General features: G+C 39.5%; 11 protein-coding genes, 1 pseudogene and 1 riboswitch. Of the genes and pseudogenes, 7 read left to right on the top strand and 5 right to left on the bottom strand.

The genetic code is table 11. From position 1 onward, the window contains the following. Positions 1 to 1,019 precede the first annotated feature (1,019 nt). Positions 1,020 to 1,131: riboswitch (SAM riboswitch) on the top strand. A gap of 340 nt (positions 1,132 to 1,471) precedes the next feature. The 5 genes and pseudogenes from AKG34_RS25305 to AKG34_RS25285 all read left to right on the top strand — a co-directional run bounded on the left by AKG34_RS25305 (position 1,472) and on the right by AKG34_RS25285 (position 7,017). Next, positions 1,472 to 2,494, top strand: coding sequence for a methionine ABC transporter ATP-binding protein (locus tag AKG34_RS25305; RefSeq protein WP_053348929.1), 1,023 nt, complete (start codon positions 1,472 to 1,474; stop codon positions 2,492 to 2,494). Positions 2,495 to 2,507: 13 nt separating this feature from the next. Next, on the top strand, positions 2,508 to 3,158 hold the full coding sequence (locus AKG34_RS25300; RefSeq protein ID WP_053348966.1) for a methionine ABC transporter permease: 651 nt from the start codon (positions 2,508 to 2,510) through the stop codon (positions 3,156 to 3,158). A gap of 22 nt (positions 3,159 to 3,180) precedes the next feature. Beyond that, positions 3,181 to 4,053 carry a MetQ/NlpA family ABC transporter substrate-binding protein gene (locus AKG34_RS25295; RefSeq protein ID WP_053348928.1) on the top strand — a complete coding sequence of 291 codons (873 nt, stop codon included), beginning with the start codon at positions 3,181 to 3,183 and terminating at the stop codon, positions 4,051 to 4,053. A gap of 93 nt (positions 4,054 to 4,146) precedes the next feature. Beyond that, positions 4,147 to 5,351: pseudogene (locus AKG34_RS25290) on the top strand (M20 family metallopeptidase). 541 nt (positions 5,352 to 5,892) lie between these two features. Continuing rightward, positions 5,893 to 7,017, top strand: coding sequence for a D-alanyl-D-alanine carboxypeptidase family protein (locus AKG34_RS25285; RefSeq protein ID WP_053348927.1), 1,125 nt, complete (start codon positions 5,893 to 5,895; stop codon positions 7,015 to 7,017). Between the two features lie 386 nt (positions 7,018 to 7,403). On the opposite strand, the gene AKG34_RS25280 is transcribed toward AKG34_RS25285, so the two are convergent. Continuing rightward, a complete protein-coding gene (locus AKG34_RS25280; RefSeq protein ID WP_053348926.1) occupies positions 7,404 to 8,837 on the bottom strand; it encodes an aldehyde dehydrogenase family protein in 1,434 nt (477 codons plus the stop codon). A gap of 27 nt (positions 8,838 to 8,864) precedes the next feature. Further along, complete coding sequence (locus AKG34_RS25275) at positions 8,865 to 10,499, bottom strand: acetolactate synthase large subunit (RefSeq protein ID WP_053348925.1); 1,635 nt, start codon at positions 10,497 to 10,499, stop codon at positions 8,865 to 8,867. A gap of 699 nt (positions 10,500 to 11,198) precedes the next feature. Between AKG34_RS25275 and AKG34_RS28440 the strand changes: the two genes are divergently transcribed. Continuing rightward, positions 11,199 to 11,366 carry a hypothetical protein gene (locus AKG34_RS28440; protein WP_162878727.1) on the top strand — a complete coding sequence of 56 codons (168 nt, stop codon included), beginning with the start codon at positions 11,199 to 11,201 and terminating at the stop codon, positions 11,364 to 11,366. 279 nt (positions 11,367 to 11,645) lie between these two features. Here the strand turns inward: AKG34_RS28440 and iadA are convergent, their stop codons facing one another. After that, the gene (gene iadA, locus AKG34_RS25270) at positions 11,646 to 12,818 is read right to left on the bottom strand and encodes a beta-aspartyl-peptidase (RefSeq protein ID WP_053348924.1); all 1,173 of its coding nucleotides are present in this window, start codon (positions 12,816 to 12,818) and stop codon (positions 11,646 to 11,648) included. A 48-nt stretch (positions 12,819 to 12,866) separates the two neighbouring features. After that, a complete protein-coding gene (locus tag AKG34_RS25265; RefSeq protein WP_053348923.1) occupies positions 12,867 to 14,288 on the bottom strand; it encodes a YfcC family protein in 1,422 nt (473 codons plus the stop codon). Between the two features lie 274 nt (positions 14,289 to 14,562). On the opposite strand from AKG34_RS25265, the gene AKG34_RS25260 reads away from it, so the two are divergent. After that, positions 14,563 to 16,602: a sigma-54 interaction domain-containing protein gene (locus tag AKG34_RS25260; RefSeq protein ID WP_053348922.1), complete on the top strand. Its 2,040-nt coding sequence runs from the start codon at positions 14,563 to 14,565 to the stop codon at positions 16,600 to 16,602. Between the two features lie 522 nt (positions 16,603 to 17,124). Here AKG34_RS25260 and AKG34_RS25250 read toward each other — a convergent pair. After that, the gene (locus tag AKG34_RS25250; protein ID WP_053348920.1) at positions 17,125 to 17,445 is read right to left on the bottom strand and encodes a hypothetical protein; all 321 of its coding nucleotides are present in this window, start codon (positions 17,443 to 17,445) and stop codon (positions 17,125 to 17,127) included. Positions 17,446 to 17,494: the final 49 nt, after the last annotated feature.

Below are 17,494 nucleotides of genomic sequence, written 5' to 3'. Positions count from 1 at the left end.
CATGAAATGAACATCTAACTGACAAACGATATGTCATAGCTTAAAACTGAACAACAAAGAACCCATTACGAAACATTACTGCAATAAGAAAAAGGTTTCATTACCTTTTTTTTAGTCTCCTTTACGATATTAAGGTGTTAATTTGCGTTAGAACTATTTAAACCTAAGGCAATCAAATCAAAAGTAGAAATTCCTTTGTTCCAACTATTCGGAATCACCATTTTCAAATTTCAACAATTTCCCGAGAAATATCTACAAATTCTGAGTAGATATCGACAAAATTAGAAGCTTCTAAATAGCGATTTGTTTTTGCTGATAAGTAGACAGACATACTATAGAATTCAAACCCTATCGATTGTTTTTTAATTAAAAGAAATAAACTCTTCTAAGGAAGGAGCTTTTATAAAGATGCTAAAGGTGAAAAAAACATGTGTAGTCTTCCTTCCCTGTAATAATAAATGAACTTTTATTATTACAGATATGAGGGCAAAGGGTCCTCACATATTTAAAACAGATGCAAAAAAGTTTATAACCGCATTTTCACCACGAAATATATGGAACTATATATTATTGTTTTTTCATTTGATACTAAACGTACCGAAAGTTTGCTATCAAAAAATGGTCAAAAACTCAAAAACAAACGTAAACCCCAATCAAAAGATTGTAAGAGTAGGGGTCGCAGGGAGCTCCCCGCATGGATAAGGCAGACCGTGAGTAGCAACCCGAATAGTGAGTTTGCCAAAAGTTTGCCGTTATTTTATCAAGATACAGAGCTTTCCTTATGAGGAAGGAAGTCCTGATCCTGACTGACTTCGTTATGTTTTCGTTTTTTTGTAATAGAGTCTATGCCTAGGTTGACCGTATACATGGTATGCAGGGCAAAATCTGACCTGTCTTAAGGTATAGTTAAATGAACGATTAATAATTATACTATAAAAATATTTTCATTATTCAAAATAGAGTTGACATTAGTGAAATTTGAATATATAGTGAGGAACATAATTAAATAAATACGTTATTTCTTATCAAGAGATGTGGAGGGACTTGGCCCTATGATACCTCGGCAGCGGGTTTTTACTTTTGTAAAAATACTGTGCTAATTCCAACGGACGAAAGTTTGAAAGATAAGAAGGAGCTTTTCTTAGATAATTAATTTAAGAGTTTACTCTTTTTTATGTCTAAAAGAGGCCTCTTCTGTCTGATGACGGAAGAGGCCTCTTTTGTTTATTCAGAATGTATATGGTTATTTGGAGAATTGGTGTAATTATTCGCAAGTTTTGCGCACTAATCGTGAATTATAAGCAATTACTCGTGAGTTTGACAGATTTACTCGTGAGTTTCGCGCATTTACTCGTGAGTTTCACACAATTACTCGTGAGTTACGAAAATTCAACCCTATCATTATGAAACTTTGCAAAGCTCTTCTCTGGATAATGAATTCGTACAAATAAACAGCATGGGGGGAGACAGAATGATTGAGTTTCAAAATGTTAAAAAGGTTTATCAAACAAAGAAACAGACTGTTGAAGCTTTGAAAGGAATTAATTTGACAGTTGAAAAAGGCGATATTTTTGGTGTTGTCGGTTATAGTGGAGCCGGAAAAAGTACGTTGATTCGGTTAGTCAATCTACTCGAACACCCTTCAGATGGACAGGTTATTGTTGGGGGAAAGGATTTAACCAAATTGAATCCGAAGGAATTACGGGCAGAAAAGAAAAAAATCGGCATGATTTTTCAACATTTTAACTTACTTAACTCAAAGACAGTTTTTGATAATATTGCCATGCCGCTAGTTTTATCGGGAACTCCCAGTAAAGAAATCAAAGAGCGGGTAGGCGAGTTGTTAGAGTTCGTTGGCTTATCAAGTAAAGCAAGGAGTTATCCGGAACAATTGTCTGGCGGTCAAAAGCAACGAATAGGGATTGCTAGAGCGTTGGCTACCAACCCATCGATTCTTTTGTGTGATGAAGCGACGTCAGCATTGGATCCACAAACAACGAGTGCTGTACTGCAACTCTTAAAAAAAATTAATAAAGAATATAATATTACCATTTTGCTAATCACTCATGAAATGTCTGTAATTAGGGAAATTTGCAATAAGGTTGCGGTCATGGAAGGCGGACGCGTGGTTGAACAAGGTTCGGTTTTCGAAGTTTTTGCGAAGCCCCAAACAGATATCGCAAAAAACTTTGTACGAACTGTTATTCACGACGAGATCCCACAAAGTTTCCTGAAAAATATCGGATCATATATTCCGATTATTTGGAAAATTAACTTTATTGGTACTACATCAGGCAATCCTTTACTTTCAACCATCTCGAAGAAATTTGATGTTCATTTAAGTGTTTTATCAGCTAATATTTCTGAAATTCAGGAAACACCTTTTGGAAATTTAATTATTGAAGTGACAGGGAACAAACAAGAGGTGGACAAGGCTTATCAATATATTAAAGATGAGGGGATTCTCGTCCAGGAGGTGCAGATAAATGGGTAATACACTTTGGGGAATGGAAATAACGGCAGACCAGCTGTCGACAGCTTTCGGTGACACACTTTATATGGTAGCCATCTCATTGATATTTTCCGGGCTGATTGGACTTCCGCTAGGAATCTTACTTGTCATTACAAGAAAGGGTCACATCCTGGAGAATAAATGGATCTTTAATGTATTGAACCCGGTCATCAATATATTGCGGTCGGTTCCTTTCATCATCTTGCTTGTAGCACTTATTCCGTTTACCAGAATGATTGTCGGCAGTGCGATCGGAACGAATGCGGCCATTGTTCCGCTAATCTTTTACGCGGCTCCTTATATTGCCCGGCTTGTGGAGAACTCCCTGTTGGAAGTGGACAAAGGGATCATCGAGGCAGCTCAGGCGATGGGGGCGACGACATGGCAAATCATTTATCGCTTTTTGATTCCCGAGGGACTTAGTTCGTTGATCCTTACATTTACAACAGCGACAATTGGCCTTGTTGGATCTACTGCTATGGCAGGTGCTGTCGGTGCAGGTGGGGTAGGAGATTTAGCCTTAGCTTACGGTTATCAAAGATTTGATACGATGACGATGGTCGTCACCGTAGCGGCGCTCGTGATCATCGTTCAATTATTGCAATCCACCGGGAATTTTGTTTCAAAAAAAATCAGAAGAAGATAACAATTATTAGGAGGTAGGAAAAATGAAGAAAATCTTATTAACAATCATGGTATTAGCATTTGCCGTCGTTGGTGCAGCATGTGGAAACAAAGCGGAGTCAACAGGTAATTCAGATGATGTGAAAACAGTGAAAGTCGGTGTCAGTAGCGGGGATACGAGAACATGGGAATACATTGTTGACTTAGCGAAAAAGGATGGGCTGAATATCGAACTTGTTACTTTTAATGATTATATCCAACCGAACCTTGCGTTAAGTGAAGGAGAAATTGATGCGAATTCATTCCAAACAGTTGCCTATTTCGATGAATTCGTTCAAGATCAAAATCTGAAATTAGAGGCCATCGGATCGACTGTCATTGCACCTATGGGCCTTTATTCGAAAAAACACAAAGATCTCAAGGATCTTCCAAATGGTGCTACTGTAGCTGTTCCGAATGAAGCAACAAACTTTGGACGTGCATTACTGCTTCTTCAAGAAGCTGGTTTGATTACATTGAAAGAGGAATTTAATGGATCAGGATCATTAGATATTATTAAAGAAAATCCGAAAAATTTGAAAATCAAACCTGTAGCTGCTGGCAATACGCCGCGTCTATTGGATGATGCCGATGCTTCAGCCATTAATAATAACTTTGCCGTTGAAGCAGGCCTTACTTTAAAAGATGCATTATTCCATGAAAGTAAAACAGCGAAACCATATATTAATATCATTGCGGTTAAAAAGGGAAATGCCGATCGTCCTGAACTACAAAAGTTAGTTGAACTTTATCAATCAAAAGAAGTGGAAGCGTTCATTGAAAAAACGTTTAAAGGAAACACCATTCCTGCATATGTTTCTGTAGATGAATTAGTGAATTACCAAGATGCTTGGACAAAACCAGCCAATGAAAAATGATGAATAGAACAAAGTGAAGGAATGCCGGATGGATTCAAGTTACCTATCCGGCTGCTTTTTTTATACAAATAAATAAAAAGGGGAGATAAGAATATGGGAATTGAATTAGCGAAGTCGCATCAGCAAATCATTGAGAATCACATCGACCTTCATTCCGAATTATATATCGAAACGAGTCAAGCCATTCATGCAAACCCCGAAATTGGGAATCAAGAGTTCTTTGCTTCGGATACGTTGACCAAATTACTTCAAGATGCAGGATTTGAAGTAAACCGTAATATAGCTGGGCATGAAACAGGATTCATCGCCAAAAAAGCCTCTGCAAAGAAAGGCCCCAAAATTGCTTTTTTAGCTGAGTATGATGCATTGCCAGGTTTAGGACATGCTTGCGGCCATAATATCATGGCACTACGAGTGTCGCAGCAGGAATTTCACTATCTCAAGTACTAGAGGTAACAGGTGGAGAGGTGATTGTTTTCGGAACACCTGCTGAAGAGGGAGGGCCAAATGGAAGTGCAAAAGGCAGCTTTGCGAAGCACGGTTTGTTTGATGAGGTAGATGCAGCCATCATTATCCATCCAGCTGGTCAAACTGGTGTAACAAGTCCATTTTTGGCTGTAGATCCACTTGATTTTCATTTTTACGGAAAATCAGCACATGCAGCTGCTGCTCCTGAACAAGGTGTGAATGCTCTTGACGGGGTTATTCAGCTATTTAATAGCATTAGTGCTTTACGTCAGCAACTCCCATCTGAGGTCAAAATCCACGGAATAATAACCAATGGTGGAGAAGCACCTAACATCATTCCTGAATATGCTTCTGCCCGATTTTACATTAGAGCAACAACATGGAAGCTATGCCAAGATGTATCACGTAAAATACGTGATGTTGCTGAAGGGGCTGCACTTGCCACAGGAAGCACAGTTAAAGTCGAACGTTTCCAAAATGAAGTGCTTGATTTTGTCATAAATCCAGTTCTTGATGAACTGTTAAAGGAAGAACTGACTCAATTAGGAGAAACGGTAGCTCCTAGAAAAGATAGTGGCTTTGGTTCGACTGATGCGGGGAACGTAAGCCATATAGTTCCGACAGCCCATCCATATATAAAAATTGGACCAGATGATTTGATTGCCCATACGAATGAATTCCGCGACTGTGCTAAATCTCAAGAAGGAGACAAAGCCATCCTCACTGGTGCAAAAGCTCTTGCGCTTACAGGCTACCGGTTGATTTCGGATAAAGATCTGTTGGATAAGGTTAAAACAGCTTTTCATGAAGCGAAGCAAAAGGAAATATAAATAAATCGGATTGCAATGGTAGTTGGTCTTCTCCAAATCTATAAAATAAGAAGTGCATTAGCTTAGACAAGCGACATATATAGGTCAGATAAAGAAAAACAGAAGCCCTTTGGCTTCTTTTTTTGTTATTTCTTTTCTTTTTCTAGCATTCTTTTCAGCTTTTTGAGAAGCTTCCAGTAATCGTAGCTACCAATGCCTCAAATCACCTTCTGACCTTTTTTCACTTTTATTCCTCTCCCTAAAATGTATCAGCGTAGTTAATATGCGAAATGTCGGTGATACCCTAATTCAATGGTAAACAAAAAATCCCTATCTATTTAAATGGGGATTCTTTTTTCATTTAAATGGAGTATCCCACTAAAAGGGCCAGAACCCTTATAAAGTTATTTGAGGAAAGTAAAAGAAGGTTTTTATCCGAAATGTTTCCATGATTATTAAAGGGGAATTACTGTTTTATTTCAATTTCAATAAAACATCTCTAAACATTCAGATTTATTTTATTATGACTATATAGGATTTACTATCATTAAAGGAGAGGTATATGAAAAAGTTTTTCTTTATCTTCATTTTGGCTTTAATCCCCTTCGCCTCTACGACTGTAAGTGCAGAATCAGACTTACCTCTCATTAGTGAAGCTGGGATCATTATTGATGCGAAAAGTGGGAAAGTGTTATACGAAAAAAACACAAATAAAAAAATGTATCCAGCCAGTCTAACGAAAGTTGCTACTGCTATATATGCTATTGAGCACGGGGATAAGAATGAACTAGTGACTGTTAGCAAAAAAGCGGCTGAGGCAGACGGCTCTTCGGTATTTATTGAACCTGGGGAGAAAATAGAGCTTTCCAAATTAATTGCAGGAATGCTCATCAACTCCGGAAATGATGCAGCTATCGCAATTGCCGAGCATATGTCTGGTAGTGAAAAACTGTTCATGGAGGATTTGAATGAGTTTTTAAGGAAGGAAGTAAACGTCACCGATACTCATTTTACGAACCCCCATGGATTGTTTGACAAAAAACATGTAACTACAGCCAGTGACCTTGCGAAAATTACCCAATATGCAATGAAAAATGAAATTTTCCGTGAGTATTTTGGGAAGAAGAATTTACCATGGGAAGTGGAAACATGGGACACAACTCTAATTACCCATCATAAAATTTTAAAAGGCGAACTCCCCTATAAGGGAATAACCGGCGGGAAAACCGGTTTCGTCAGTCAATCCGGCTACACCCTGATTTCTACTGCTACTAGAGGAGAACAGGACTTGATTGCCGTCACTCTAAAAGCTCCTTCAGACAAAGTTGCCTACTCTGATACCAAGCTTTTATTCAACTATGGCTTTGAAAACTTTAAATCAGGCAAAATTGATAAAAAAAGCAAACTTTATTCAGCAGACTACTCTAATTCCTACACGCTGAACGAAGACTTATACTATACTCATTTAATTAGTGATCAACCTAGTCTGAAAACGAGTAATGATGGAATTCTCTCAATCATGAACCAAGAAGGGGAAGCAATAGAATCCTTTGACCTTAAAACGGTCGCTGATGTCAGGAACACAGTATTGCCTGCCTCGATTAAAAAAGAAACAATCGATGATGAGCTACTAAATTTTATGTCCCATCTCAAGGATGGGGAGGCTGTGTCATTCTTATCATTCTGATAACGGTTTTTCTAAAAAAAAGAAAAAAACGAAGTGATTTTAGAACTCGTTACTAAAGAAACTCACCGACTGGCAATCAGAGGCGTTGTTGCCTTATACTTTTCCCTAAAATCAGCCACTAAAGGGTGGCTTTAATTTAATAAATAGAACGAAGGAGCACACATATTATACATGACTAATATGTGTACTCCTTTATTTTTAAGGATTTTTATGATTTAGGTATTGATAATTCCAGGACAGGGCTTTTCTTTTAGGGGTATATAGTTATGTTGATATTAATACCTTGTTACTTCCGACGAATACTAGGGGACGACATCTTTAGGATATCGCCCTCTACATATACCACGATTTATATGGAACAAAATACTGCCTATTTATATTAATACTCAGTTGTCACTTATTTTAAAGCTAATGAATTTCTGCTCCATCATTTCTTCCATCGCATATTTGACGCCTTCTCTGCCAACACCGCTGTCCTTCCAGCCACCATATGGCATATTATCAATCCGATAGGTCGGGATATCATTAATGACGACTCCTCCCGTTTCCAAGCGTTCCGCCGCATAAAAAGCACGTTCTATGCTCGGTGTCATCACTCCTGAATTCAATCCGTAACGTGAATCATTTGCATCCTTGATGGCATCATCCAGCGTATCGAATGGGAAAATACAGACAATCGGACCGAATACTTCGAAACGAAATACCTTTGAGTCACGATTTACATCTGTTAAGACGGTAGGTAAGAGAACATTGCCTTCCACTGTACCGCCACACTCAATTTTTGCTCCTTCCTGTACTGCCTCGTCGATCCAACTTTGTAACCGCTCCAATGATTTTTTAGAAATGACCGCAGTTATATTAGTGCTTTCCTCGAGAGGGGATCCAATGACAAGTCGTTTTGTCCTACTGACGAATCGCTCCAAGAATTGTTGATACAGTGAATTGTGGACATAAATTCTTTGAATCGAGATACACACCTGCCCATTATTTGTAAAAGAGCCCATCACACTTCGTTCTATGACTTTATCGATGTCGACTCCTTCATCAATAATGAACGGCGAATTGGATCCGAGTTCAAGGGTTAGCTTACGAAAGCCTGCTTGCTGCTGGATAAGGTGTCCGACTTCGACACTGCCAGTAAAAGTCACTTTTTTTACATGTGGGTGGGTTGTCAAAGCTTCACTTAAGACATCCCCTTTGCCCGGAATGATGTTCAATACTCCTTCTGGAAGGCCTGCTTCTTTAAAAATTTCTGCAAGCACGAGCGAACTAAGAGGCGTTTGTTCGGCAGGTTTTAATACAATTGAATTTCCAGCCGCAATAGCTGGACCAACTTTATGGGCGACAAGATTAAATGGAAAGTTAAATGGGGTAATTGCCGTTACAACGCCAATCGGAGTACGAATCGTGAAGCCAAAACGGTTTACTCCACCCTGTGCCGCATCCATCGGAATTTGTTCTCCATAATTGTTCTTTGCCGCTTCTGCAGAAAAACGGTAGGTCTGAACCGTACGATTGATTTCCTCACGAGCATTTCGAATCGTTTTCGCCGCCTCTAGAGAAACGATTTTTGCAAGTTCTTCAGTGCGTTCTTCCATGATTGCGGCAGCTTTTACTAAAATTTCGGCTCGTGCATGCGCCGGGTAGGAACGGTATTTCTGAAAAGCGGCATTTGCCTCTACGATCGCTTCAATGGCATCCGCTGGTTCAGCCTGTCCGATTTGTGCAATTTCTTCATTTGAATGTGGATTAAATAACGGCTCATACGATTTAGCCTCACGCCATTTGCCACCGATCCACAATTGCCACTTTTGCTTCATCTGACATTCCTCCAATAATACATGCTTTTATAATTTGCAAATATAATCACCTAGTGTTTTCGAAAGCTCTACATTTTCCGAGTAATCGACATCCACATCAATCAAGACAATCTCCTTACTCGCAACCGCTTCCTCTAATGTGTGAAGCAATTCATCGGAGTGGGTTACTTTGACCCCTTTAACACCAAAACTTTTAGCGAATTCTAAAAAGTCTGGGTCTGTAAATTCAATCGCATTCGTACGATCAAACTTATTCAATTGCTTCCACTCGATTAAGCCAAATTTTGAATCATGGAAAATGACAATCACGAAGGCAAGACCCAGACGTTTAGCAGTTGCCAATTCAACACCATTCATCAGAAATCCACCATCACCTGTGACCGCAATGACAGGTTTATCAGGTTTTGCTAGTTTGGCCGCAATAGCACCGGGAACCGCAACACCCATCGATGCAAAGCCATTAGAAATGATAGTGTGATTAGGCTTTTCGGGCTGATACAACCGGGCAATCCATAATTTATGAGCGCCTACATCTGAAATGACAATGGCATTCCCTTTTTCCGCCTTTTTCAAATCGGCAATAATTCGCTGAGGGATGATAGGGCTTCCTGATACTTCATCCGAAGAATGAAGCTTTTCAACAATCTGAGACCTTAACCTTTTCACTTCTGGCCAAAGTTCTTTTTCTTCAACTTCAGTAGTCAAGGCTTCAAGTGTCTCTGTGACGTTACCGACCAATTCAGCTTGAACCGGGTAATAAGCATCAATCTCAGCTGTTCTGGCATCAATATGAATAATCGGTTTCATCGCCTCATCGTTCCAATATTTTGGCAAGTACTCGACGAAATCATAGCCGACGGTGATAATGAGATCGGCCAAATCAAACCCGCATAGAACATAATCCCTTGCTTGCATCCCTACTGTATAAAGGGTCAATGGATGGTCGGAAGGTAAAACCCCTTTGGCCATGAACGAATTCACAACTGGAATTTGCTTCGCTTCTGCAAATTTCCGCAAGGCCTCTGTAGCTCCATCACGGATCACGCCATTGCCAGCTAGAATAATCGGCTTTTTAGCGCGATTGATTAATTCTACGGCTTTTTTGATTTCTGCTTCGGCAGGGCGGGATCTTGGCATTGGTGTAACTGGTAGTGGTTCACCTTCTGTATCCATCATTGCCACATCTTCAGGGAGCTCGATATGGACAGCTCCTGGCTTTTCAATGACAGCTGTCTTAAATGCTTTACGGATAATTTCCGGAATCGTATGTGGCACCTTAATTTGTTGATTCCATTTCGTTACTTCCTCAAAAACTCCAATAATGTCCACATATTGATGCGACTCCTTATGAATGCGATCAAGGCCCGCCTGACCTGTGATGGCGACAACAGGTGAATAATCCAGATAAGCATTGCCTATCCCGGTTAATAAATTGGTTGCACCCGGTCCCAATGTGCCCAAACAAACACCTGGCTTTCCAGTTAGCCGACCATAGATGTCTGCCATAAAAGCAGCTGCTTGTTCATGATGAACTAAGATAAATTTAATATCAGAGCCTATTAGAGAATCAACTAAATCCGTATTTTCCTCACCAGGTATTCCAAAAATATACTTAACTCCTTCATTCTCTAAACATCGTACAAACAAATCTGATGCCTTCAAACTATTCCCTCCTCAACCAATTCAATTTCTTTCCTTATATGTTGGCACTGCTTATGAAATATTATGTACCTGAGTGTTTTAAAAACCATTTCGTCTATTTATGAATGTTTTGAGCAAATTCAGAAGCATCACGCCATACTACGGAATTACTCAGTACTAGGAAGATTAGCTTTTTTTAGCAAAAATCGGTCTAGAAATGCGGCACTATTCTTTTAATGGTGATAATGAAGGGAAGCTGTTTTAAAGGAATGAATACAAAAATATCGTAAATGCCCAAAGTATATGTGAGAAGTAGTTACTCGTGGTTTTTAAATCGTGATTGATGAAGAAGCCCTTTTTATTGGAATGATAGGTCGCCAAAATTTGCCGAAGAAGAAAAATACGATAGATAAACAAAGCTGATAACCAAAAGATATATCTTATTGAAGGATCCGCTTTTTTCGCAGTGAGAGGTAAATGGGGGGATCGTCTGCTTCCATATTGCATGTAGAAGCGTGCTAAAAATATCGCTTCTGGTAAGCTGTTCATCCCTGGCAGGTTTGTGATTGCCTCTCGATGGGTGCTGATCTCGTAAATATTGCGCGTGATTCATGAAATCCGTTAGAAAATAGGTGTAAGTTCGTAAACAGTGAAATTAAATCATAATTTTTTTTCGCTGGAGAAAACTAAACGAGCAAGAATAGAAAGGGGAGAATAAGTATGAGTCGTGGTAAAAATTTTAATCACAAAGAAAAAGGACATCCTGGAAACTTACCTAATAATAGAATAAGCGAAGAGAAGGAACACAGTCGACAGTATGAACAGATTGAAGATATTGTTACACATGAAGCTTTTAAAAATCGGGAAAAAGAGGACGAGATGCCTTAATTTACTCAGCAAATTAATCGGGTGGAATAAATGGTTAGATATTTGTGGAATAATCGCTAATTAGTTTGATAAAACAAGGCTTGTGTCCCATCAAAATATTTAGACATTTAAATTTTTCCCGTTCGTAAAAGTACAACTTTTTTGAACGGGTATTTTTGTTTAAAATAGGTAGATTTTACGTTCGTTAAAGTTGAAATACACTTTTGTATGCCTGTAGTTTTGTAAACATAGAGGCATCGCTCAGAACCTGCTTTTCTCCTTAAAAATCTTGATCTATCCTTATTCAAACGTTCCTTTTATTAGCGGAACCTGCTTTTCTACCATCACTTGTCCTCTTGCCATTACTGTATCGATTGTCAATGTTTCCTTTTGCAAAAATACGATATCGGCATCCTTGCCGGTTTGGATGCTGCCCTTGCTCGAAAGCTTTAGCACTTGTGCGGGGTTCGTGGTGATGACCCTCAGAGCTGTTTCCAGCGGGATGCCTTCCTCTAAAACAGAATCACGCACTTCGTGATATAGCGACGATACTTTTCCTACTTGTAGGCCTGCATACTCCCCGTGGCTGTTAAAGAAGGGAAGGCTTGCTTGCCCGTCTGAAGAGAAGGTGATGTGTCCGACTGGAACCCCTTCTTCCAGCATCATGCGCAAGCCCATGCTGCACTTCACTTCGCCTTCCTCCAAAAATTGAGGAATGGTACTTGTGGTAAAGTCTACATATCCGCCTCGCTTTGCGTAATCAATTCCCGCCCTGAATAATTCTTCATTTCGATTGATATGTGTCGGATGGAGCTGCCGAATCGGAATGTCGGTTTTATCTGCAATTTCATGCAGCAAGGAAAGCTTTCCATCTCCGTCCCCTACATGAACTTCTAATATCCCAGCTTTTCCTGAGAGGATACCTCCATTGCGTGCCGCAGCGGCGACTTTAGTCAGTTCCTCAAATGTGGGTTCTGATGATCTATGGTCGGAGATTGCAATCTCTCCAACACCGATAATTTTATCGATTAAAATAATATCGTCTTCGATTTTTCCCGTCAATGTTTTTACTGGCACTTGATAGGAGCCTGTATGAATGAAGCAGGATATACCCTCTTCTTCAAGCGCCCGCGCCTTGGCAAGAAGGCTTTCCATTCTACGCGTAGTTCCGTCCGTACCAAGTAAGCCAACCAGCGTTGTAATACCTGAAGTAGTAATATCAGTGAGCATCAGCTCGGGGGTGCGGGTTTTGAATCCGCCCTCGCCCCCTCCACCGATAATATGAACATGTGAATCTATAAAACCCGGAACAACCAAAAGATTAGTCGCATCAATGATTTGAATAGGGGCAAAGTTGTCAGGAATCTCGATTTTGTCATCTATAAATGCGATTTTATCGTTTGTAATCAATATGTCTTTCCGTCCTAAGTAATTGGGTGAGTATATCTCGCCATTTTTAATTAAAGTAAGCAATTCGTTTCTCCTCCTGTAAATACTGTTTCTTTCTTGTAAATACTGCTATCAGAATGGACCATACCCGATGAAGTGGGCTATGATAACAGCTATTAATCCGATGAGATATTGAATGAGCACCAGCGGCAAAATCCACTTCGCCCACTTTGTCCAAGGAATGCCTGCGATTGCTAAGCCCGCCATTAAGGTGGTAGCGGTCGGGAAAATCATATTTCCGATTCCGTCTGCGAAAGAGAAAGACAACACTGCAGTTTGGCGTGTAATATCCAATAAGTCTGCGAGCGGCACCATAATTGGCATTGTCAGCATCGCATGACCGGTGCCGGACGCTAGAATAAAATGAATAAGAGTTTGGAAGCTGTACATGCCGGCAACGCTTAAAAAGGCCGGGATATGCTGGATAGATTCAGCTACTTGATGCAGCATAGGGTCGACGATATGGCCCTCATTCAATACGACAAGAATGGCCCGTGATACGCCGATTATCAAAGCGCCGCCAAGCAAGGCTGCAGATCCATTAGTAAAGGAGTTGACAATGTGATCTGCAGACAGTTTTCCGATGATTCCAATTACGATTGTCAATAAAATGAATAAGGCAGCGATTTCTGTCATGTACCATTGGAACTTGATGACTCCAAACGCCAAGACGATATAGTTAATTAAAAAAGCTACTAAGATGAGCTTATGTCTCGCTGTTAACTTTGCACTTGATTGCAGCAGGTTTTTCGCTTCTTCTTTTGTATATTTTCCGTAGATTCCTATAGAAGGATTTGTCTTTACCTTCATCGCGTAACGATAGATATAAAGAACGGAAACCAGATAGACAATAACAAATAAAATAAGGCGGAACCCTATGCCTGAGAACATCGGCAATTCTGCGATTCCTTGGGCAAGTCCTACTGTGAATGGATTCATGACGGCAGTCGTAAACCCTGACATTACCCCTACTATGACAATGGCGGTTCCTGTAATTGTATCGAATCCCAGAGCCAACGCCAGGGGAATGATAAGAGGAAGATAAGCCAGTGTTTCTTCTGCCATCCCCATTAAGGAGCCGCCTACAGCGAAAAACAGCATCACGACAGGAATCAATAGCTTTTCACGCGTCGCCAACTTCCGAGCCATTGTCCCGATAAGCACATCAACCGTACCTGTTGCTCTTAAAACACCGAAAAACCCTCCGATAATCAATAAGAAAAAGATAATATTTCCGGCTTCTACCATTCCTGTGTGAATAGCTTTTATCATATCGAACAATCCGACCGGTGCAGATTCTATCCATTTAAAAGAATTGGCGTCTACTGTTGCTCGTCCATCCGCTTCAATCCTTGCATATTCCCCAGCCGGCAAAATGTAAGTGAATAGAGTTGCTATTGCGAGAATGCAGAGCAGTAATACAAAAACATTGATTTTTCTCTCTTTTTTTCCCGTTGTTCCAAGCGAAACAATCTTTTCTTGTGGTTGGCTCATACGTGTCTCTCCTTTGTCTTTAAAATAAATGCATGGAACTAAAACGCTTACAAAATAATTCCGGCCTAGAGACTATCAACTTTTTTTCTCGTATTCTGCTGTTTTCCTCCTTTTCAAATCCATAGGCACTTCACTGATTTATATATGCAAAATCTATGCCAATATTGGTAGATTGATTTTTATGAAAACTTTATGGTTGGATTATATTTTAAGGTCATTATTGGTTCTTTTTGGTGATATAATAGAACCAATTTAAAGACAGGTAGGTGTTTTTATGTCAAAATCATCACTTACTCTTATAGCAGGAAGTGCAAAAACAAAGCAAGCCTTGCAGGAACAGCTGGAACAATTGCTTGGAGACTATATTCATGTTAAAAGCCATGCTACCGATGAGGGAATACCACAGTCACTGGAAGATAAAATTATCTTGTATTCATCAGATACCGCTTATGATAATTCAAGTGCTATGTATAACGTAAATGCCGAGAAAATAATTGTGGGAAAGAGAACAGTTAATCATGAATACATTGACAAACTTTTAAGAATACCTGATGGTTCAGCAGTTTTGGTGGTGAATGATGATGATGATGCCACTATAAGTCTTATTGAATCCTTATATCAGCTTGGTGTCGATCATGTTCAATTTATCCCGTTTCGGAAGGGGATATTGTTTTATGAGGATGTCCAAATTGCCGTTTCACCAGGGGAAACACATCTGTGCCCATCTTACATAAAAGAAGTAATCGATATAGGCGTTCGTCTTTTTGATATAACAACAATTCTGGAAGTTGTAGAATGCTGCGGTTTGAACAAGGATATATCCTCTAAGATTTCAGAAAGGTATATTAGCAATATCATTGAATTACAACGTAAGCTGTTATTTGCAGAGCGGGATGCCAAGCAGATGAGCGAGCACATCCAAAATGTGTTGGGAACTGTCGATGATGGAATATTGGTCGTTAATGAGGAAGGACGGATTACGGTATTCAATAATCGGCTTGCGGCATTGTTTCATGTGGATGCACAAGATGTGGTTAATAAGTATTTAGAGCATGTAATGAATCGCAGGGATATTACCGATTTCATCATGGACGGTAGGGATGAAAGTAAGTTCTTCGACATAAACGGCGTGGACGTCGTAATTTTTCGGTTGCAAATGATGAAAGAAAATACAATTGTCGTAACCTTCAAGAGTGTACATCAAGCTTTTGAAATAGAAAAGACAGCACAAAGAGAAATGCGAAATAAAGGATTTTATACGAAATACTGCTTTGATGATATTATCGGTGAGGATGATGTAATGAAAGATCGTAAGCAGATTGCTAAGAAGCTTGCCTTGTCAGAGCATCCGATTTTGATTCAGGGTGAGACAGGAACAGGAAAAGAACTGTTTGCTCATGCTATTCATGAACATTCATTGCGAAAAAACGGGCCATTTCTGGCTGTGAACTGTAGCGCATTAACAGAAACTTTACTTGAAAGCGAATTGTTCGGCTACGAAGAGGGAACATTTACAGGAGCGCAAAGGGGAGGCAAGAAAGGTTTATTTGAATTGGCGGATAATGGAACTATCTTTTTGGATGAAATTGGCGACATAAGTCTCACAGTTCAATCACATCTGCTGCGCGTTCTACAGGAGGGGGAAATTCGCAGAATTGGCGGCAGAAGAATCATACCCATTAATGTTCGAGTGATTACTGCAACGAATAAAGATCTTCAAGGAAAGATACGTGACGGTTCATTCAGAACAGACTTGTTTTACCGGCTGAATGTACTCAATCTCTACATTCCGTCACTCAATGAGAGAAGAGCGGATATTCCGCTTTTGATAAAGCATCTCATCACAAAGAGTGGGAAGTGGGTAAAGGTAGAGCATGACGTACTGGAGTATTTCATGCAATATAATTGGCCCGGCAACATAAGGGAACTGAAAAGCACAATTGATTACATGCTGACGGTTTGTGAGGGAAATGTCGTGACGAAAAGAGACCTTCCGTCCATGCTAGGACAAGCGGGAGATAGTATGATAACTGAATATTGCGAATGTGAAAGTGTGCTGGAAATGCATGAGCGCGCATTCATCTTGGAAGTAATAAAGCGATGCAACGATAAAGGAAAAGCGGCAAGCAGAGAGTTAATATCTAGTCAAAGCAAAGAATCGGAATTTGTCTTGTCCCCTCAGCAGATCCGGCGCCGCTTGGATATTTTAGAAGGTGAAGGATTTGTGGTTAAAGGCAGGGGAAGGGCTGGCACGAAGATAACTGCTGCCGGAATAGAGTATTTATATTTTCTTAAGTCGAAGTGTTCATGGTAGTGCTAAAGAAAAATGATTCCTGCATGTTGCTTTTGGATGAAAATGAGATAAACATCCCAATTAATTGACTGAGTTGGATATAACGATAGGCAGTGCAAATGAGATAGACATGAATCATAATTTAAAGGGACTGAGGCGTTTTGCTAAGAGAAAGCTGGCGTCAGCTGCCCCTATACGATTTATGGCTGACGAGTTTAAGTCAGCGCAAGTATTAGGGGAATTCTCGTTGCAAGTAAAGGTCCGTCCTTTTGCTAGGGGAGAGTAAAAATCAGATGCTTCGGGGTTTCCTTTCCATAATATCAACACACTATAGTCAGGATGGAATTCTAATACCTTGGAAACTCAATTTTTTGATTCCATAAGTCTTATTTTGGGAAATTTGATAACTAAGCAATGTTGTAGAACGTGATCATAGCTTGATCAATAAACGAGTACGTTCCCTGTTAGGATTGAAACCCTTTCGAGGGAAAACCTAAAATAGCCTCCCTCTAAGGGGGGACATTTCCAATATGTATTAATTATTTATATATCTCCTTCTTCTAGTTTTTTGTTTAAAACCATATAATCATTCTTGTTAAAGGATATCGTTACTCTATCTAATCTATCTCCATTTGGATATAAATATAATTGTTGATTGAATTTTATACCTAAAGGTACGACTGTTTGATAAATAAGATTTAAAATTTTAAAACATTCTAAATCTACTCCTTCTTTCAAATGATTTTTAACATGAATAATTACTACATCTTCAATATTTTCAAATCTAGGTTTTCGGGGAGAAATATTTTGAGCTTTACAAAGTCTTTTTAATAGATTTTGATAATAATCATGATTTTGTTTCAAATAAACCACCTCACATTTCATTTTATGTTATATAATTATGTAAAAAAAT

The organism is Peribacillus butanolivorans (genome assembly GCF_001273755.1).
GTDB lineage: Bacteria > Bacillota > Bacilli > Bacillales > DSM-1321 > Peribacillus > Peribacillus butanolivorans.
This window is presented reverse-complemented; position numbering and strand designations above follow the sequence as displayed.

What these genes read in the sequence shown, in the direction of transcription:
- AKG34_RS25305 (WP_053348929.1), top strand. Translation starts at nt 1,472, where the DNA reads ATGATTGAGTTTCAAAATGTTAAAAAGGTTTATCAAACAAAGAAACAG.
- AKG34_RS25300 (WP_053348966.1), top strand. Translation starts at nt 2,508, where the DNA reads ATGGAAATAACGGCAGACCAGCTGTCGACAGCTTTCGGTGACACACTT.
- AKG34_RS25295 (WP_053348928.1), top strand. Translation starts at nt 3,181, where the DNA reads ATGAAGAAAATCTTATTAACAATCATGGTATTAGCATTTGCCGTCGTT.
- AKG34_RS25285 (WP_053348927.1), top strand. Translation starts at nt 5,893, where the DNA reads ATGAAAAAGTTTTTCTTTATCTTCATTTTGGCTTTAATCCCCTTCGCC.
- AKG34_RS25280 (WP_053348926.1), bottom strand. Translation starts at nt 8,837, where the DNA reads ATGAAGCAAAAGTGGCAATTGTGGATCGGTGGCAAATGGCGTGAGGCT.
- AKG34_RS28440 (WP_162878727.1), top strand. Translation starts at nt 11,199, where the DNA reads ATGAGTCGTGGTAAAAATTTTAATCACAAAGAAAAAGGACATCCTGGA.
- AKG34_RS25265 (WP_053348923.1), bottom strand. Translation starts at nt 14,288, where the DNA reads ATGAGCCAACCACAAGAAAAGATTGTTTCGCTTGGAACAACGGGAAAA.
- AKG34_RS25260 (WP_053348922.1), top strand. Translation starts at nt 14,563, where the DNA reads ATGTCAAAATCATCACTTACTCTTATAGCAGGAAGTGCAAAAACAAAG.